At 69.1% G+C, this 17,306-nt stretch carries 17 protein-coding genes; 3 read left to right on the top strand and 14 right to left on the bottom strand.

The window, feature by feature from the left end; translation table 11 throughout:
• Nucleotides 1–413, bottom strand: a 413-nt coding sequence (locus NOV86_RS23020) for a DoxX family membrane protein (protein WP_267644218.1), incomplete at its 3' end; no start/stop codon positions are given.
• A 302-nt stretch (nucleotides 414–715) separates the two neighbouring features.
• Between NOV86_RS23020 and purL the strand changes: the two genes are divergently transcribed.
• Together purL and NOV86_RS23010 are read left to right on the top strand one after the other, a co-directional pair.
• Nucleotides 716–2,872 (top strand): phosphoribosylformylglycinamidine synthase subunit PurL, encoded by a 2,157-nt coding sequence (purL, locus tag NOV86_RS23015; RefSeq protein ID WP_267644217.1) that lies wholly within the window; start codon nucleotides 716–718, stop codon nucleotides 2,870–2,872.
• 145 nt (nucleotides 2,873–3,017) lie between these two features.
• Nucleotides 3,018–3,587, top strand: coding sequence for a HalX domain-containing protein (locus tag NOV86_RS23010; protein WP_267644216.1), 570 nt, complete (start codon nucleotides 3,018–3,020; stop codon nucleotides 3,585–3,587).
• 63 nt (nucleotides 3,588–3,650) lie between these two features.
• Here NOV86_RS23010 and NOV86_RS23005 read toward each other — a convergent pair whose 3' ends face one another.
• From NOV86_RS23005 to NOV86_RS22995, 3 genes are all read right to left on the bottom strand, one after another.
• Nucleotides 3,651–3,953 (bottom strand): hypothetical protein, encoded by a 303-nt coding sequence (locus NOV86_RS23005; protein ID WP_267644215.1) that lies wholly within the window; start codon nucleotides 3,951–3,953, stop codon nucleotides 3,651–3,653.
• A 6-nt stretch (nucleotides 3,954–3,959) separates the two neighbouring features.
• Nucleotides 3,960–5,819 carry a PAS domain-containing protein gene (locus NOV86_RS23000; RefSeq protein ID WP_267644214.1) on the bottom strand — a complete coding sequence of 620 codons (1,860 nt, stop codon included), beginning with the start codon at nucleotides 5,817–5,819 and terminating at the stop codon, nucleotides 3,960–3,962.
• Nucleotides 5,820–5,948: 129 nt separating this feature from the next.
• A complete protein-coding gene (locus NOV86_RS22995) occupies nucleotides 5,949–6,923 on the bottom strand; it encodes an ornithine cyclodeaminase family protein (RefSeq protein WP_267644213.1) in 975 nt (324 codons plus the stop codon).
• A 95-nt stretch (nucleotides 6,924–7,018) separates the two neighbouring features.
• On the opposite strand from NOV86_RS22995, the gene NOV86_RS22990 reads away from it, so the two are divergent.
• On the top strand, nucleotides 7,019–8,167 hold the full coding sequence (locus NOV86_RS22990) for an NAD(P)/FAD-dependent oxidoreductase (protein ID WP_267644212.1): 1,149 nt from the start codon (nucleotides 7,019–7,021) through the stop codon (nucleotides 8,165–8,167).
• Nucleotides 8,168–8,196: 29 nt separating this feature from the next.
• Here NOV86_RS22990 and NOV86_RS22985 read toward each other — a convergent pair whose 3' ends face one another.
• The 10 genes from NOV86_RS22985 to NOV86_RS22940 all read right to left on the bottom strand — a co-directional run bounded on the left by NOV86_RS22985 (nucleotide 8,197) and on the right by NOV86_RS22940 (nucleotide 17,301).
• The gene (locus tag NOV86_RS22985; protein WP_267644211.1) at nucleotides 8,197–9,387 is read right to left on the bottom strand and encodes a GNAT family N-acetyltransferase; all 1,191 of its coding nucleotides are present in this window, start codon (nucleotides 9,385–9,387) and stop codon (nucleotides 8,197–8,199) included.
• A 90-nt stretch (nucleotides 9,388–9,477) separates the two neighbouring features.
• A complete protein-coding gene (locus NOV86_RS22980) occupies nucleotides 9,478–11,247 on the bottom strand; it encodes a cbb3-type cytochrome c oxidase subunit I (protein WP_267644210.1) in 1,770 nt (589 codons plus the stop codon).
• 60 nt (nucleotides 11,248–11,307) lie between these two features.
• Entirely contained in the window at nucleotides 11,308–11,778 is a 471-nt protein-coding gene (locus NOV86_RS22975; protein WP_267644209.1) for a DUF6789 family protein, read from the bottom strand.
• A gap of 2 nt (nucleotides 11,779–11,780) precedes the next feature.
• The gene (locus tag NOV86_RS22970; RefSeq protein WP_267644208.1) at nucleotides 11,781–12,182 is read right to left on the bottom strand and encodes a universal stress protein; all 402 of its coding nucleotides are present in this window, start codon (nucleotides 12,180–12,182) and stop codon (nucleotides 11,781–11,783) included.
• A 70-nt stretch (nucleotides 12,183–12,252) separates the two neighbouring features.
• Nucleotides 12,253–12,750 (bottom strand): hypothetical protein, encoded by a 498-nt coding sequence (locus NOV86_RS22965; protein ID WP_267644207.1) that lies wholly within the window; start codon nucleotides 12,748–12,750, stop codon nucleotides 12,253–12,255.
• A gap of 79 nt (nucleotides 12,751–12,829) precedes the next feature.
• On the bottom strand, nucleotides 12,830–13,972 hold the full coding sequence (locus NOV86_RS22960) for a pyridoxal phosphate-dependent aminotransferase (RefSeq protein WP_267644206.1): 1,143 nt from the start codon (nucleotides 13,970–13,972) through the stop codon (nucleotides 12,830–12,832).
• Between the two features lie 2 nt (nucleotides 13,973–13,974).
• Nucleotides 13,975–14,463 (bottom strand): Lrp/AsnC family transcriptional regulator, encoded by a 489-nt coding sequence (locus NOV86_RS22955; protein ID WP_267644205.1) that lies wholly within the window; start codon nucleotides 14,461–14,463, stop codon nucleotides 13,975–13,977.
• A gap of 89 nt (nucleotides 14,464–14,552) precedes the next feature.
• Nucleotides 14,553–15,374: a DUF6159 family protein gene (locus tag NOV86_RS22950; RefSeq protein WP_267644204.1), complete on the bottom strand. Its 822-nt coding sequence runs from the start codon at nucleotides 15,372–15,374 to the stop codon at nucleotides 14,553–14,555.
• A gap of 92 nt (nucleotides 15,375–15,466) precedes the next feature.
• Entirely contained in the window at nucleotides 15,467–15,994 is a 528-nt protein-coding gene (locus NOV86_RS22945) for a hypothetical protein (RefSeq protein ID WP_267644203.1), read from the bottom strand.
• Nucleotides 15,995–16,050: 56 nt separating this feature from the next.
• Nucleotides 16,051–17,301, bottom strand: coding sequence for a S8 family peptidase (locus tag NOV86_RS22940; protein WP_267644202.1), 1,251 nt, complete (start codon nucleotides 17,299–17,301; stop codon nucleotides 16,051–16,053).
• Nucleotides 17,302–17,306: the final 5 nt, after the last annotated feature.

Here is a 17,306-nt window from a genome sequence, read left to right as displayed (position 1 = left end):
ATGATGCCGTGTTCGATGCTCCAGTTCCCGAAGTAGAACATCGCCATCATGAGCGCTCCGAAGAACGCTGCGAGACGGACCAGCGCGCCGACCAGCAGCCCGAGACCGATGAGGAGTTCGCCCCACGGCACGGCGATGTTCGCGAACTCGACGAACCAGGTCGTCTGGCCCATCCACAGGAACATCGACTCCAGCGGGTTCCCGTTCGCACCAGCCGCGTGCACCAGGTAGCCGCTCGAATCGAACGGCTTGACGATCTTGTCCCAGCCAGCGTGCAAGAACGCATACCCCATCATGAGCCGCAGCGACAGCACGAACCACGCACTCAGGCTGTGGGCCTTCCCCGTGACGTGGATACCACCGAGTCTGCTTTCGAACGTGTTGCTTCCGGACTTGAGTTCGTTGGTTGCCATTGTGATCGTCCTCTTACACCTGAACAGACGCCCCACCACAACATATAAAGAGAACGTAATTCTCGGTTCTACAGAACTGAGAACTGGTGTGGTTATCTCCACAGAAACCGGTAGACTGCGGCGACATAGGTTCCGATTTGCTGTGAGTGAGAGAAGCACGCTACACTGTGTCATTCTTCGTATCTGAGAACGACCCGCCGGTCGGACTGGCCACCGACGAGGCGGTCCAGAGAGCCGCCACAGGTATCCACGAACGTGCACATGGAAACGCATTAGTCGGGTGGGTATCGACATGAGGGTGAATGAGCCTCGCCGATTCCGACCGCGAACTCATCGAGGACGAACTCGGGCGTGCCCTCACACAGGCCGAGGCCACGCTCTTCGAGAACCTCTGGAGTGAGCACTGTGCGTACCGGTCCTCTCGACCACTGCTGTCCGCCTTCGAGAGCGAGGGCGACCAGGTCGTCGTCGGGCCGGGTGACGACGCGGCAGTCGTCGCACTGGACGATTCCACCTACATCACGATGGGTATCGAGTCCCACAACCACCCCTCCTACGTCGACCCGTTCGACGGCGCGGCGACGGGCGTCGGCGGCATCGTCCGCGACACGCTGTCGATGGGCGCGTACCCCATCGCGCTGACGGACTCGCTGTACTTCGGCGACTTCGACCGCGAGCACTCCCGGTACCTGTTCGAGGGCGTCGTCGAGGGCATCAGCCACTACGGGAACTGCATCGGCGTCCCGACGGTCGGCGGGAGCGTCGACTTCCACCCCGACTACGAGGGGAACCCACTGGTCAACGTGGCCTGTGTCGGTCTGCTGGACGCCGACCGCCTCGTCACGGCCGAGGCCCAGGAGCCGGGCAACAAGCTCGTCCTCGTGGGGAACGGAACCGGCCGGGACGGCCTCGGCGGCGCCTCCTTCGCCAGCGAGGACCTGAGCGAGGACGCCGAGACCGAGGACCGCCCCGCGGTCCAGGTGGGCGACCCCTACACCGAGAAACTGCTCATCGAGGCCAACGAGGTCCTCGTCGAGGAGGGGCTCGTCGAGTCCGCACGCGACCTCGGTGCGGCCGGGCTCGGCGGTGCCTCCAGCGAACTGGTCGCCAAGGGTGGCCTGGGTGCGCACATCGAGCTCGAACGCGTCCACCAGCGCGAGCCGAACATGAACGCGCTGGAGATCCTCCTCGCGGAGTCCCAGGAGCGCATGTGCTACGAGGTGCGCGAGGAGAACGTCGACCGCGTGCGCGAGGTCGCAGAGCGCTTCGACCTCGGCTGCTCGGTCATCGGCGAGGTGACCGACGGCGACTACGTCTGTACGTTCGACGGCGAGGAGGTCGTCGCGGTCGACGCGGAGTACCTCGGCGAGGGTGCGCCGATGAACGACCTGCCCCACGAGGAGCCGACGGTCCCGGAGACCGACCTGCCCGAGGCCGACCTGCCCGAGGCGTTCGAGGCCGTGGTCGGCAGCCCGACCACCGCCTCCAAGCGCTGGGTCTACCGCCAGTACGACCACGAGGTCGGCAACCGGACGAGCGTCCGCCCCGGTGACGACGCGGCACTGGTCGCCGTCCGCGAGGCCGGCCAGGGCCTCGCGCTCTCGGCCGGTTCGGACCCGCTCTGGACCGAGTGCGCCCCCTTCGACGGTGCCCGCGCGGTCGCACTGGAGAACGCGACCAACATCGCCGCGAAGGGTGCGACCCCACTCGCGGCGGTCGACTGCCTCAACGGCGGCAACCCGGAGAAACCCGACGTGTACGGCGGCTTCAAGGGTATCGTCGACGGCCTCGCCGAGATGTGCGCCGACCTCTCCGTGCCGGTCGTCGGCGGGAACGTATCGCTGTACAACGACTCGCCCTCGGGGCCCATCCCGCCGACGCCGACGCTCATGATGGTCGGCACGAAGGAGGGCTACGAGGCGCCGCCGATGCACGCCGCCCCCGAGGGCGACCTGCTGCTCGTCGGCGACCGGACGCTCTCGGCGGGCGACGAGTTCCGCCTCGGCGGCTCGGAGTACCTCGCCCGGATCGGCGGGAGCGACGCCTTCCCCGAACTCCCCACGAACCCGGCCGAATTCGTCGGTACGCTCGCGGACGTGGCCGACGCCGACCACGTCGCCGCGGTCCACGACGTGAGCCACGGCGGCCTCGCCGTCGCGCTGGCCGAGATGGTCCACGCGGACGCCGGCCTGTCGGTCGAGCTCCCCGAGAACGGCGGTATCAAACCTCGGGCCGAGCAGACCGGGCTGCTGTTCCACGAGCAGCCCGGCCGTGCCCTGGTCCAGACGACCGACCCCGACGCGGTCCGCGAGGCCTTCGAGGGCGTCGCCCCGGTCGAACACATCGGCTCGGGTACCCGCGACGGTGCGCTCGACCTCGCGGTCTCGTGGACCGACCTGCGGTACGACGCCGACGACGTCGCCGACCTGCGGCGTGTCATCGACCGCGAGATGACGTAACGCCGAGGTGACGACTGCGGCGACGGCGAGGCGACGATACCGACGACGGCGATACCGGTGACGGCGCCGGGGACCCGCCCGGTACCTACTTATATCGGAAGTAGCAAACGTTCACTGATGCGACGACCACCGGGGTGGCGGTGAGATGGCCGAACCGACCGCACTCATCGTCGAGGACGAACCCGACCTCGCGAACCTCTACGCGGCGTGGCTCAGGGACGCCTGTACTGTCAAGACCGCGTACAACGGCCAGCAGGCCCTGGAGGCCATCTCCGAGGAGGTCGACATCGTCCTGCTCGACCGCCGGATGCCCGGCCTCTCCGGCGACGAGGTCCTCTCGACCATCCGCGACCGCGAACTCGACACGCGCATCGCGATGGTCACGGCGGTCGAACCCGACTTCGACATCATCCAGATGGGCTTCGACGACTACCTCGTCAAGCCCGTCTCGAAGGCGGACCTGCTGGACACCATCGACCAGCTCCTGTTGCGCTCGACCTACGACGAGCAGATACAGGAGTTCTTCGCGCTCGCCTCGAAGAAGGCGCTGCTGGACTCCCAGAAGACCGAGGCCGAACTCCGGGCGTCGGAGAAGTACGCCCGGCTGGAGGACCGCCTGCACGTGATGCGGGCACAGATCGACGAGACCATCACCGAACTCTCGGACCACGACGCCTACCGGCGCGTGTGCCAGGATCTGGCGCGGACCGACTAGACCCCGTTCTCCCGTCACGGGCGGTGTACGACCACTATCGCATAGGTACTGGCCAGACTCGCCTTACCGGTCCAGAAGTTCGGCGAGCAGGACCCGCGAGTACCCGACGACCATCGCGAGGCAGGTGGTCCCCCCGAAGACGAGGAGTGCGAGCAGGAGGACGTTCCCCCGGAACGCGGTCAGCCAGTCACAGAGCCAGGGGGCACGGGTGGGAACGAAGCCACACGAGAACGGGGCTCCGGGGGTGAGGACGACCGCACCGACGAGCACCGCCGCGGTCAGCGCCGGGATGGTGAGGAACCCCAGCACGTACTCCCAGGGGCGAGGGGTGGCCTCCGCAGTCGACTGGTCGTCAGCGGCGGGCATCGTCGGTCACTGGCGCGTGACCTCGAAGGTCACCAGCCCGGTCAGCGAGAACTGCGTGCCCCCGGCCTGCCCGGTCGAGACGTCGACCTCCCAGCCGTGGGCCTCGGCGATCTCCCGGGCCACGGCGAGGCCGAGGCCGACCGCGTCGGACTCGTCGGTCGTCGCGGGCTCGAACACCCGGTCGAACTCGGTCTCGGGGATCTTCTCGGCGTCGTCGAGGATGTAGAAGCCGGTCGGTCGGCCCGTCGCGTCGTCCTCGATGGGGCCGATGCGGACCGTCGCCTCGTCGTCCCCGGCGCGGGCGGTGATGTCGTTGAAGACCGTCTCGAGCATGTGGACGAAGCGGTCGCGCTCGGCCCGGAGGCGGCCCTCGAACTCGAGGTAGACCGTCATGTCCTCGGCGATGGAGGCGTCGAGCGCGTCGGCCAGTGCGCTCTCGAAGTCGACCGAGGAGCGCGAGCCGATGGAGGTCTGGTCGCGGGCGAACTCGAGGATGTCGTCGACCAGCTCTTCGGCGCGCCCGAGCGTCTCCGCGGCGCCCGCTTCCTCCTCGCCCGCGAACTCGCTCGCTACCGTGTCGAGGTGGCGCTGGAGGTCGTCCGAGAGGATGTTCGCCACGGCCCGCAGGCGCTCGGACTGGCGGGCGAGGCTCTGCTTGCGCTCCTGGAGCAGTTTCTCGCGGTCGGCGCGGTCGAGGGCGGCCTCGGTGTTCGACGCCAGCAGCGACATGAGTTCGAGGTCGGTCTCGTCGAAGCCGTCGGGCTGGAGCGACCCGGTCATCATGACGCCGTGGGGGCCGATTGGGACGATAATCTCGCTCTCGAGGGGCGTGTTCGGGTTGTAGACGCCCTCCACCTCGGAGAGGTCGTCGAACACGCGCGCCTCGCCCTCGCGGTAGACGTCCCAGATCAGCCCCTCGCCCTCGTAGAACTGCGGGAGCCCGCCGAGTTCGGTGTGGGCGTCCATCGTGGCGGCCATCGGGTCGAGGACGCCCTCCTCGTCGTTGATGAGCCAGACGCCGCTGATCGGCAGGTCGAGCATCTCGCCGGCGGCGTGGACCGCCACGGAGCAGATCTCGGCGGCGTCCTCGGCCTGGAACAGCCAGCGCGTGACCTCGTGCAGCGAGCCGACCATGCGCTCGTACTCGCGTTGCTCGGTCACGTCCCGGATGACGCCGGCGACGCTGGCCTGGCCCTCGCCGAGGGCGACCATGCGCATCTCGCCGACGCGTTGCTCGCCCTCGGCGTTGGTGAACTCGAGTTCGAACCGGGAGTGACGGGCGTTGCCGGACTGTATCTTCCCGATGGCCTCGCCCATCGCCATCGCGCCCTCGGCGTTGATGGAGGCGAGTTCGGGGAGCCGGCGGATGGGTTCGCCGACGAGTTCGTCCCGCGTCGCCCCGAGCGAGGTCTCGATGGCCTCGTTCACGCTGGCGATGCGGTTCTGGTCGTCGACCGTGATGACGCCGTCGTGGACCGCCTCGACCACGCGGGCGTGCTGGGCGAGTTCGTTCTCGCGGTCCTTCCGGTCGGTGATGTCCCGGAGGTAGACCGAGAGCCCGGAGGGGGAGGGGTAGGCTCGCGCCTCGAACCAGGTGTCGAGGGGGTGGTGGTACACCTCGAAGGAGACGGGTTCCTGGGTCTCCATCGCCTGGTGGAAGCCCTCGGGGAACTGCGTCTCGACCGTCTCGGGGAACTCGTCCCACATGACCCGGCCGATGAGGTCCTTCCGCGAGCGCTTGAGCAGCGACTCGGCGCGGTCGTTGATGTACGTGAAGCGCCAGCCGGTGTCGAGCGCGAAGAAGGCGTCACCGACACGGTCGAGGATGGGAAGCGACCGTCCCGTCGTGCGTGTGCCGTCGTTCATGCGTCGACCACCCGGTGTGTCGAGAATCGTGCACGACCTGTCGAGGGTGACGCATGCATGGCTCGGCGACTGTGCCGTACTACGCAATAACCCTATATACGTTTCGTGGCCGATTCGTGCCCCCGCAGGTCAGAGCGAGACCGCCTCCCCGACCCCGTTCTCGGCGGCGCGCTCGACCAGCCAGCCGGCGGTCGCGGCGTCGAGGACGGCCGACCCGACGCTCTCGACGACGACCACCTCGTCGGCCCCGACCGGCTGGTCGTCGAAGGCGGCCGCGAGGGGACGGCAGTCGTCGGCGGAGACGCGATTCTGCAGGTCGCCCGTCTCCACGGCTTCCTCGGGTACGTCGGCGTAGATGCGCCCCGCCCGGGCGACCGTCTCGGCGTCGAGTTCGCACATCTCGGACGTGTACGCCCCGACCGCCACGACGAGGGTCCCGTCGGCGAGGTCGGCGGCGTCGAGCACGGGTTCGGTACTGGTCGTGGCCGTGACGACCACGCTGGCACCCGAGAGCGCGTCGGCCGGGGAGTCGGCGGCCCGGACGGACGCGTCGAGTTCGTCCCCGAGGTCCGCGGCACACGCCTCCCGGGAGTCGCTGGGGGAGTAGACCGCGACCGAGTCGATGTCGGTCGCGGCCGCGATGGCCCGGGTCTGCCAGCGCGCCTGTGTCCCGGCGCCGAACACCGCGAGCGAGACGGGTCCCTCGGTCAGGTGGCGGACCGCGTTCCCGCCGATGCAGCCGGTCCGGGCGTTGGTCACCCGCGTCCCGGCCATGTAGGCGACGGGCTGGCCGGTCGCCGCGTCGGTCACGGCGATCTGGGCGTTCACGGTCGGGAGCCCGCGGTCGGCGTTGCCCTCGTGGACGCTGGCGAGCTTGGTCGCGTAGGTGTCGTCGCCGTGGAGGTACGCCGGCATCGTCAGTCCCGTCCCGAGGGGGTCCTCGGGCGCGTCGGCGTCGAGGCCGGTCCCGACTGGGAAGTGCGGTCTGGGCGGGCGTTCGACCGCGCCCGCCGCCTGCTTGCGGAAGGCCGTCTCGACCACGTCGAGGAGGTCGCCGAGGTCGAGCAGCGCGTCGACGTCTGCGTCGGAGAGGATGCGAACCATGGGTCGAGACACGACCCCGGCGGGGTTAGTTCTGGGTGGTCGGTCCGGACCGCCGGGTCGGCAACGGTTAACAACCGGCACCACGTGGTTCGGCCATGAACGTAGTCGTCATCGGTGGCGGAATCGTGGGGCTCGCCTCCGCGTACTCGCTGGCCGACCGCGGGGCCGACGTGGTCGTCTGCGAGAAGGGCAGCATCGGTGCGGGCAGCACCGAACGGTCGGCGGGCGGCATCAGACACCAGTTCTCGACCCGGGTCAACGTCCAGCTATCGCGCGAGAGCGTCCGGGTCTGGGAGTCGTTCGCGGACGAGTTCGGCGTCGACATCGCCTACCGGCGGTCGGGGTACCTCCTGCTCGCACGCGAGGAAGAGACGGCCGCGGCGTTCGAGGCGAACGTCGCCATGCAACAGGAGGAGGGGGTCGACAGTCGGTTCCTCACCCCGGCGGAGGCCGCCGAGGTCTGCCCGGAACTCGACGTCGAGCCGTTCCAGGCCGCGACGTTCTGCCCGGACGACGGCTTCGCGGACCCGCACCTAGCCCTCCAGGGGTTCTCGCAGGCCGCGACCGAGGCCGGCGCCGAGGTCCGCACCAAGACCGCTGTCACGGCCATCGAGACGCGAGACGGCGCGGTCGTCGGCGTCGAGACCGACGACGGGCGCCTCGACGCCGACTTCGTGGTGAACGCGGCCGGCCCCTGGGCGGGCCGCATCGCGGAGCTGGCCGGGCTCGACCTGCCGGTCGCTCCTCGCCGCCGGCAGGTCGCCGTGGTCGACCCGGAGACGCCGGTCCCGGACGAGGTCCCACTCACCATCGACCTCGACACGGGCTCGTACTTCCGCCCCGAGCGCGAGGGTAGCGCCATCGTCGGCGGCCACTTCGCCGACGAGGACCCCGACGTGGACCCCGACGGGTTCGACGGGAACGCCGACCTCGACTGGATGATCGAGGCGGTCGAACACGCCGCCGACTACGCGGGCTACTTCGGCCCCGAGACGCGCATCAAGCGCGGGTGGGCCGGCCTGTACGCCGTCACGCCCGACCACCACCCCATCGTCGAGGAGACGATACCCGGGTTCGTCAACGCCATCGGGTTCTCCGGGCACGGGTTCCAGCACGCGCCCGCGGTCGGGCAGCTCGTCGCCGAACTCGTCCTCGACGGCGAGGCGTCGCTGGTCGACATCGGCGCGCTATCGAGTGACCGCTTCGAGGCCGGCGAGTTGCACGACGAGCAGAACGTGGCCTAGCGTGGTCGATGGCGTCGACCACGAAGCCCTCAGAAGAAGTCCCGGAGGAAGACGTTCCGCGGCGGGAACAGCGCCGCGAGGTCCTCCCGGACGTGCTCGTCGGCCTCGATGTCGGCGGTCTTCAGCAGCCGTGAAAGCGGCGCGTAGCCGATGACGAGCTGGGAGAGCGCCGCGATGTCGAGGGTCACGTCGGGGCTCGCGTCGGTCGGCGTGCAGGTCCCCTCGCCATCTTCGACGGTGAGTTCGAACCGGTCGTCGTTCCAGTCGGCGAGCGAGTCCTCGACCGCGAGGACGAGACCCGTCTCTAATTCCGACGGGTAGGGCATGGTCTCCAGCGCGTCGACCACGTCCACGACCCGGACCATGGGCCCGGTCTTCTCCGTCACGGTGACGTTCTGGGGGTCGTCGACGAGGTCGAGCAGCAGGGCGTCGGTCCCGGTGTGCAGGGTGACCGTCGAGACCTGCGAGTCGTGCGAGTAGATGAACCGCAGGCAGTGCAGGTACGCCTCGTGGTCGACGGCGCCGAGCTCCCAGGCCGCGAACGTGCGACCGTCGTCGCCGTCTTCGACCTTGTAGTTGACGTAGCCCGCGATCTCGCCGTCGCGCTCCCAGCCGTAGACGTAGGGGTCCTGGTCCCAGCCCTCGAACCAGCGGTGGCGCCACCAGCCCTCGGAGCGCCTGATGGCGAAGTCCTCGCCGGCGGTCAGTTCGCGGTGGACCGCATCGACCGCCTCCCAGTCGCCGCCGTCGAGCCGGCGGAAGCTCCCCTCGTCGTCGAGGTCGGCCACGATGGGTTCGAGGACCGCGGGGTCGAACTCGAGTTCGCCCCGGTGGTTCGTGGTGTCCCAGCCGTACTTGTGGTAGAACGCGTACTTGAACGGCCAGAGCGCGGAGAGCGGGTCACCGCGTTCGCGGTACTCCTGCAGTGAGTCGAGGAGCAACTGGCGGACGTTGCCGCCGTGGCGGTGCTCGGGCGGTGAGGCGACCGCGGAGAGGCCGGGCAACTCGATGTCGACGCCGCGCCACGTCGTCTCGAACCAGTAGTGTCGGCAGACCGCGAGCGGCTCGTCGCCGTCGTAGATGGCGCGGTTCGCCCCGAGGTCCCAGTGGTCCTCCTCGGGGTCGAACTCGTCCGGCTCCTCGTGGGGCCGGAACGCGTAGCTCGTGTACGCGTGGAAGGTCTCCCGATCCTCCTCGGAGAGCGGGCGGTAGTCGGGCATGGATACAGGATGGCCGCCAGCGGAGAAGTAGCTTCCTCTCCCCTGTCATCTCGTGACACAGGGGTATCGGTGGGGATGCGGCGACCCCCGTCAGTCCTCCCGCCGCTTCTCCAGTTGCTCCTCGAACCACTGCCACTCCCGGGTGAACTGGTCGGTCTCCTCGAGGTTCCAGACGTCGGCCTGTCTCACGCGGGGGCCGGTCCGCAGCGAGTTCAGCATGTTGTAGAGCCAGAGGATGACGCCGACCCCGATGAGGTAGGCGCCGACCGTGGCGACCTGCTGGAGGGGTTCGTACCCCACCGGGTAGGAGGCGTAGCGACGCGGGAGGCCGGCGTACCCGATGACGAGCAGGGGGACGAAGGTGAGGGCGACGCCGACGATGCTGAGCCAGGCGTGGACCCTGGCGAGGCGCTCGTTGTAGAGCCGCCCGGTGATGAGGGGGTACCAGTAGTAGCTGGCCGCGAACATCGAGAACGGGATGATGCCGACGATGATGAGGTGGAAGTGGCCGACGACGTAGTAGGTCCCGTGGAGCAGCAGGTCGACCGGAATCGAGGCGAGGAAGACGCCGGTGACGCCGCCGACGATGAACAGGGCGATGCTGCCGATGCAGAACAGCATCGGGGCGGTGAGCCGGACCCGCCCGTTCCACATCGTCGTGATCCAGTTGAAGGTCTTCACCGCGGAGGGGACCGCGATGGCGACCGAGACGACCATGAACGACGCCTTGACCCGCGGGTCGGCCCCGGTCGCGAACATGTGGTGCGCCCAGACGCCGAAGCTCAACACGCCGATGGCGAGCGTCGAGTAGACGATGAACCTGAACCCGAACAGTTTGCGGCCGCAGAACTTCGGGAGGATGAAACTGACCAGCCCGAACGCGGGCAGCACGAGGATGTACACCTCGGGGTGGCCGAAGAACCAGAACAGGTGCTGGAACAGCATCGGGCCGCCCCCGTTCACCGTGAAGAACGTCGTCTCGACGGTCCGGTCCAGCAGCAACATCACGAGCGTACTCCCCAGCAGCGGGAACGCGAAGATGATGATGGCACTCGTCGTCAGGAGCGCCCACGAGAAGATGTCGAGGCGGTCCCAGCCGACCTCGTCGGGGCGTTCGGTGAAGATGGTGACGACGAAGTTGATGGCGGCCATGGTGGTCGCCACGCCGCTCAGGTGCAACCCGAGGAGCATCGTCGACACCTGCGGGTTCACGTGCCCCGGGATGGCCGAGGACTGGGACATCGGGACGTACATGGTCCAGCCGACGGCCGGCGGGACGAGTTCCAGCAGGGCCGCTGCCGGCAGCCCGACCGCCACCAGCGCCTTCCCGACGACGTCCGTGACGAGGCCCGCCCGGACCAGCAACAGCGCCGGCGGCAGCAGCCAGAACGCGATGGCGTTGATGCGCGGGAACGCCATGTCGTCCGCGCCGATGAGCAGGGGGAGGACGTAGTTCCCGATGCCGGTGAACACGGGCGTCGCGAAGAAGAACAGCATCGTCAGCCCGTGGGTCGTGAAGAGCTGGTTGTACGTCTCCGTGTTCCACACGTCGACCTGGGCGGTGACGAGTTCGGTCCGCATCATCATCGCGTCCATCCCGCCCCACAGCGCCGCGACGGTCCCGAACACGAGGTAGAGGATGCCGATGTCCTTGTGGTCGACCGTCGTCAGCCAGCGGATGAGACCAGTCGGCTTGTTCGTGAGCCGACTCGTCCCGGTGAGGTAGCCCCCGTCCGCGAGGAGCCGTGTCCCGCCGAATCGCGTGTCCTCGAAGCGACGACCGACGACCACGGCGACGAGCACGAGCACGAGAACCGCCAGGATTCCGAGGACGAGCCCGGACGCGAGCGGGGAGGCCATTGGCAGGACCTTCACGGAACAGCCGGAAATAGGCGGCGCCAAGGCAGGTCGGGAACCCCTTCAGGTCGGCGTCGACGAGTGGGTGTGTCTGATTCCCGTGAGGTGGGCGTAGACGGCTCCGAGGGTGAAGCCGTAGGCGAGGTGGGCGATGAGCGTCGACACCGCGTACACGAGCAGGATGGCGCCCGTGAGCGACCCGCGGCCGGTGACGACGAAGGCGAGCCAGAGGACGGTGGCAAAGCCCATCCCGGCCGCCGCGGGGTCGAGCTCCAGCGGGACGTAGGTCTCCAGCGCGACGAACAGGAGCGGCCACGCGACCGTCCCCGCGACCACGAACAGCGCGAACCCGACGTACACCCGGCCGGGGACGCCCGCGAACCGGGCGACGACCTGGAACAGCTCCATCTGCGTCCGTGTCTGGACCTCGAAGACGACGAACAGGACCGACATCACGGTGACGCCGGCCAGCCCGCCCGCGATGGCCGCGACCGGCGCCGGCACCGTCTCCGACCCGTTGTTGGTGGCCGCCATGGTCAGTCCTCCGGCGGGAGCGGGACGCCGACGACCGGCCGGTCCGTCTGCAACAGGACGGCCTGGGCGACGCTCCCGAAGATGAGCTTGTTCACCTGCGTGCGCTTCTGGTCGATGCCGAGGACCACCTCGGCCACGTCGAACTCGCGGGCCGCCGTCAGCAGGTCGGCCGTGGCGTCGTTGCCCCGGGTGTACTGGTGGGTCTCGACCGCGATCCGGTCACCGAAGCGGTCGGTGAACACGTCGAGGGCGGCCTGCCCCGCCGCGACCTTCGCGTCGTCGTTGCCACCCTTGAGTGAGTTGACGACGTGCAGCGTCTCGACCGTCTCGATGCGGTCCTCGAGGTAGTCACAGAGCCGGTGACTCGTCGCCTCCTGGTCGGTGCCGACGAGTAGGGTTGTCATGCCTCGGTCAATGGGGCGGCAACTATTGAAAGCACGCCCGAGGATAGCTGGTGGGCTGCCATGCGGATGGCTACTCGGAGGGAGAGGTGTCCGTCGCCGTAGTCAGGAAGGCTGCGGGCAGGTGCCGACGTGACCACCCCTCTATCCTGTCCGGGCCGAGCACCGAGAACCACGCGAGCATGCATCCCAGCGTGACGAGGAACGACGGGAGGACGAGGGCGAGTTCCACGTCGAGCCGGTAGAGCATCGCGACGGGGAACACCCCCGCAACTGTCCCGGTTCCGGCGAGGAGTCCCGGACAGAACAGGCTCGCGAGCAGGTTCAACACCGGCCCACCGAGCGCCCGCGTGAACGCGACGCCGAGGACGAGACCACAGCCGACACCGGCGGTCGCGAATGCGACGAGTGACCCCACCTCGCCGAGGAGTACGGAGCCACCCGCCCAGACCAGACAGGCGAGCAGCCCCGCCGACAGGTGGGCCACCCCGGACCGCCCTTCGAAGGTCGAGAGTATCGCTACGGTCTTCTCTGGCACCCGCGTCCCGTATCGTCCCGGAGACTTCGACATCGTTCGCGCAATCGCTGGTCGAGCGGATAACGGTTGGGTCCGTGAGAGGAATCGAGGGGCCGGTACCGGACCGGCGCGACTACTGGATGAACGCCTCGATGCGGTCCATCGCCTCGCGCAGGTCGTCGAGGCCGGTCGCGTAGGAGACGCGCAGGTGCCCCTCGCCGCTCTCCCCGAAGGCGCTACCCGGGACCGCCGCGACGCCCTGTTCCTTCAGCAGTGCCTCGGCGAAGCCCTCGGAGGTGTAGCCGTCGGGCACCTCCGGGAAGACGTAGAAGGCGCCACGCGCCCGGAAGCAGTCGATGCCCATCTCCTCGAACCGGGAGAGGACGAACCGCCGGCGGCGGTCGTACTGGCTCAGCATGTACTCGACCTCGTCGTCACAGCTCCGCAGCGCCTCCAGTGCGGCGTGCTGGGCGGTCGTCGGTGCGGACAGCATGACGTACTGGTGGATGCGGTTCATCGCGGCGATGGCCTCCGGCGGGGCCATCGCGTAGCCGAGGCGCAGGCCAGTCATCGCGTAGGCCTTCGAGAAGCCGTTGAAGACGACGGTGCGCTCGCGCATCCCGTCGAGGGTGGCGATGGAGGTGTGGTCGTTCTCGTACTGGAGGTCGGCGTAGATCTCGTCGGAGATGACCGTCAGGTCGTGCTCGCGGGCGAACTCGGCGATGGGTTCGAGGTCGGCCTTCGTCATCACGGCCCCGGTCGGGTTGTTCGGGTAACAGAGCATCAGCAGGTCCGCGTCGGCGGCGCCGGCCGATGCCAGTGCCTCGCGGGTCAACTTGAACTCGTCTTCCTCCTTCGTCTGGATGCGAAGGGGTTCCCCGCCGGCGAAGATGACGCCGGGGACGTAGGAGATGTACGCCGGTTCGACGACGGCCACGGTGTCACCGGGGTCGACCAGCGCGCGGAGGGCCACGTCGACGCCCTCGCTGACCCCGGTCGTGACGAGTATCTCCTCGTCGGGGTCGTAGTGCTGGTCGTACCGGTCGGCGACGTGGCGGGCTATCTCCTCGCGCAGCTCGCGCTTGCCCCGGTTGGCGGTGTAGCTGGTCTTCCCGCGTTCGAGGGCGTCGATGGCCGCGTCGCGGGCCGCCCACGGCGCGGAGAAGTCGGGCTCACCGACACCCAGCGAGATGACGTCGTCGCGCTCCTCGGCGAGTTCGAAGAACTTGCGGATACCCGACGGTGGGACCGAGGACACCCTGTCTGAGACCTTCATCGTCACGGTGAGACGGAGAGGCGGTCGTCGTCGTCGCCGTCACCGAACGTGACCCCACGGTCCTTGTACGTCGTCATGACGTAGTGGGTGACCGTCTGGGTGACCTCGGGCACGGGTGCGACCTTCTCCGAGATGAAGATGGAGACGTCGTGCATCGACTCGTCCTCGACCTCCATCAGGAAGTCGTAGTCGCCGCTGACCAGGCGCAGGGTCTTCACCTGCGGGAAGCGCGCGATGCGCTCTGCGATGTCCTGGTAGCTCGTCTCGCGGTCGAGGGTGACGTTGAGCTCGACCGTCGCGCGGACGACCTCGCGGTCCGTCTCGTCCCAGTCGACGATGGCCTGGTAGCCACGGACGACGCCCTCGTCCTCGAGGTCTGCGATCGCCGCTGCTACCTCTTCCTCGGTCATGTCGGTCATCCGGGCGAGGTCCGCCGTCGTGTGACGGGCGTTCTCCAGCAGCAGGTCGAGCAGGTCGTCCCGTGCGCTCATACTACCACACAGCACGTGGGTGTGTCAAAAGCGTTTCTTCCCCGTCGTGGTTCGCCGGGGTCGGTGGCCGGCGCCGGGACGCCGCGGGCCTACCGGGCCCGGGCGTGGGCGAAGTCGACGTTCTCGAAGCCCTCGGGCTCGCGGCCCTCGGTCGCGAACACGTAGAGGGCGGTCTTGGCGATGCCGGTGAGGGTCTGGCCGAACAGGACCGTCACGAGGACGACCAGTACGGCGAACGCGACCGCGCCGAGGAAGCCGACCGGCGACCCGCCGACGAGGACGAACACGCCGGCGGCCAGCCCGAGGCCGACCAGCGTGAACAGGATGCTCACGAGGCCGACGCCGAAGTGCGCCCCCGCGGTCTCGCCCCAGGTGCGCTTGAAGGTGTCACCGCTGCGCCGGATGGCCTCGGTGACAGACACGTCCTCGAAGACGATGACGGGGACGACGAAGTACGTCAGGATGCTCCAGCCGACGCTGAGGATGCCCGCGAGGATGTCGCCGAGGACGCCCTCGTCGCTGCGGATGACCTGCAGGAGGACGCCCACGGTCGCGGCGATGGACGCCCACGCGAAGATGGTGCCGGCGTTGCGCCAGGCGGCCCGGAGGCCGCCCGCGAGCGAGGGTTCGCGACCCTCCATCGACGCCCGGGCCTCGTGCATCAGCCCGGCGGTGAAGAACGAGGCGATGAACGTCGACCCGAGGTAGAGGACGAACAGCACGACCCAGGCGAGGATGCCGGGGTCGGTGCCGACGACGAGCGCCGCCCCGCCGAGGAGCAGCGCGAGGTACACCGCACCCGCGAGGCCCCCGACGAGGGGGAACACCGCGAGTTCGGGGTCACGGCGGAGGACGCCGAGGCTGTCCATGGCGAGGCGCCAGCCAAGGCTCAGACGCTGGAAGAATCCCATGGGTAACACATCGCTCGCCGAGGAGATAAACCCGCCTGACAGGTGCTGGCACCCGCTTCTCGAGGGGGCTCGCGGGCTGGCCGCACCGCGGCTCAGTAGTTCTTGAACAGGTGGGCCCGCACGTCGTCCTTGGTCTGGACGTACTCGGTCGTCCCGTCCGGCATGTCGACCTCGTACCGGGCGTCCTCCTTCGACGCCTCGCGCCACTTGTCGTCGTGGGTGTCCATCAGGTTCATCATCGCGTTGAGGCGGTCCTCGCCGCTATCGGGGGTCGAGGACGTGGTCGCGCCGCCGTCGGCCTCGGCCGTCTCCGCCGCGTCGTCGCTGCCGGCGTCCTCGCTCTCCGCCTCGGCCTCGTCCTCCGATTCGGCCGCCTCCACCGCCTCGGCCGCCTCCTGCTCCGTCTCGCCGTCGTCGGACCAGTCGGCCTCCTCGGTCTGGGCCGGGGAGTCCCCGGTGGCCTCCATCTCGAGGTCGATGTCGTCCCCGTCGTAGTGGTCGATGAGGTACTGGAGCGCGTCCTGCGGTCTGACGTGGCCGTAGCGGACCTCGTCCTGTATCTCGGTTCGCAACGATTCGAGGAACTCGCGCTGTTCGGGGGAGATGGTGAGTTCGGGCATACGCGAACCCTCGGGATGGTGGGTAATAAGAGTGGACCCCCGGAGACAGCAAGCGTTCACTCGCCGGCGGGACAGCTCGTCCCGTCGCCGGTGCCGTCGTCGCCGGAGTCGTAGTCCAGCGAGGCCGCCACGTCGAGCAGCCCGGCGCCCTGCTCGTCGCCGGACCTGCCGAGGTCCTCGGCGGTCCCCGTCAGCCGGTCCCGGACCTCCTCGGGGGAGTATCCGGCGGCCACCAGCTGGGCGACCGCGCCGGTCACGTGCGGGGCCGCCATCGAGGTCCCGTCGAGGGTCCGGTGGCCGTCCCTGACGGGCGAACAGATGCTCTTGCCGGGGGCCGCGATGTCGACCTCCGGGCCGGTCGAGGAGAACGAGGCGATGTCGTCGTCGATGGTCGTCGCGGAGACGGCGACGAACTCCTCGTAGGCCGCGGGGTAGCCCACCGAGTCGGGCTGCCCGCGGTTGCCGGCCGCCGCGACCAGCACGACGCCCTTCTCGCGGGCGTACTCGCCGGCGGCCTGGAGCGCCGGCGACTCCCGCGGGGAGCCGAGGCTCAGGTTCACCACGTCCCAGCCCTCGTCGGCGGCGTGGCGGATGGCCCCGACGATGTCCGAGGTGCGACAGCCGCCACCGCCCCCGCAGACCTTCAGCGCGTGCAGGGTCGCGTCGGGGGCGACCCCGACGACGCCACTGTCGCCGTCCCCGGCGGCGACGGTCCCCGCGACGTGGGTGCCGTGGTCGCCGTCGTCCGCCCAGGGGTGGTCACAGCCGTCGCCCCGGCAGTCGACCCACGCCCGGTGGTTCCCCTCGACCGACGGGTCCGCGATGTTCGCCTCGAGGTCGGGGTGGGTCGGGTCGATGCCGCCGTCGATGATGCCGACGTCGACGTCCTCGCCCGTCGCGCCCTCGGCGTGGGCCACGTCGGCGTCGACGCGGTCGATGCCCCACGGGAGGACCTGATTACCTGCGGTGCGGTCGCTGGCGCCCCCGTCAGGGGCGGAGTACAGCGTCAGTTTCCGGTCGCGCTGGACGAAGGCCACGTCCTCGCGAGCGCGCAGGGACTGGCTGCTCGCGTCGGAGTAGGCGCCCACGACGAGCGTCAGTGGGGAGTCGCCGCCGAGTTCGATGCGTTCGTGGCGCACGTCGGAGACGGAGGCCGCGGCGGTCGCGGCGTCCGGCTCGCGCGCCCCGACGATGTACCGCTTCATCTGGTCGAGCACGACGGCCCCGAGGCCGGCGAGGACGCCGCCGGTCGCGGCGCTCTTCAGCAGGTCGCGGCGGGACCAGCCGCCGGTGTCCATCCCGGTCATCGTCG

Origin of the sequence: Haloarchaeobius amylolyticus (genome assembly GCF_026616195.1) — an archaeon.
Classification (GTDB): domain Archaea; phylum Halobacteriota; class Halobacteria; order Halobacteriales; family Natrialbaceae; genus Haloarchaeobius; species Haloarchaeobius amylolyticus.
The sequence above is the reverse complement of the archived record's forward strand: the minus strand, read 5'-3'. Positions and strand labels throughout refer to the sequence as shown.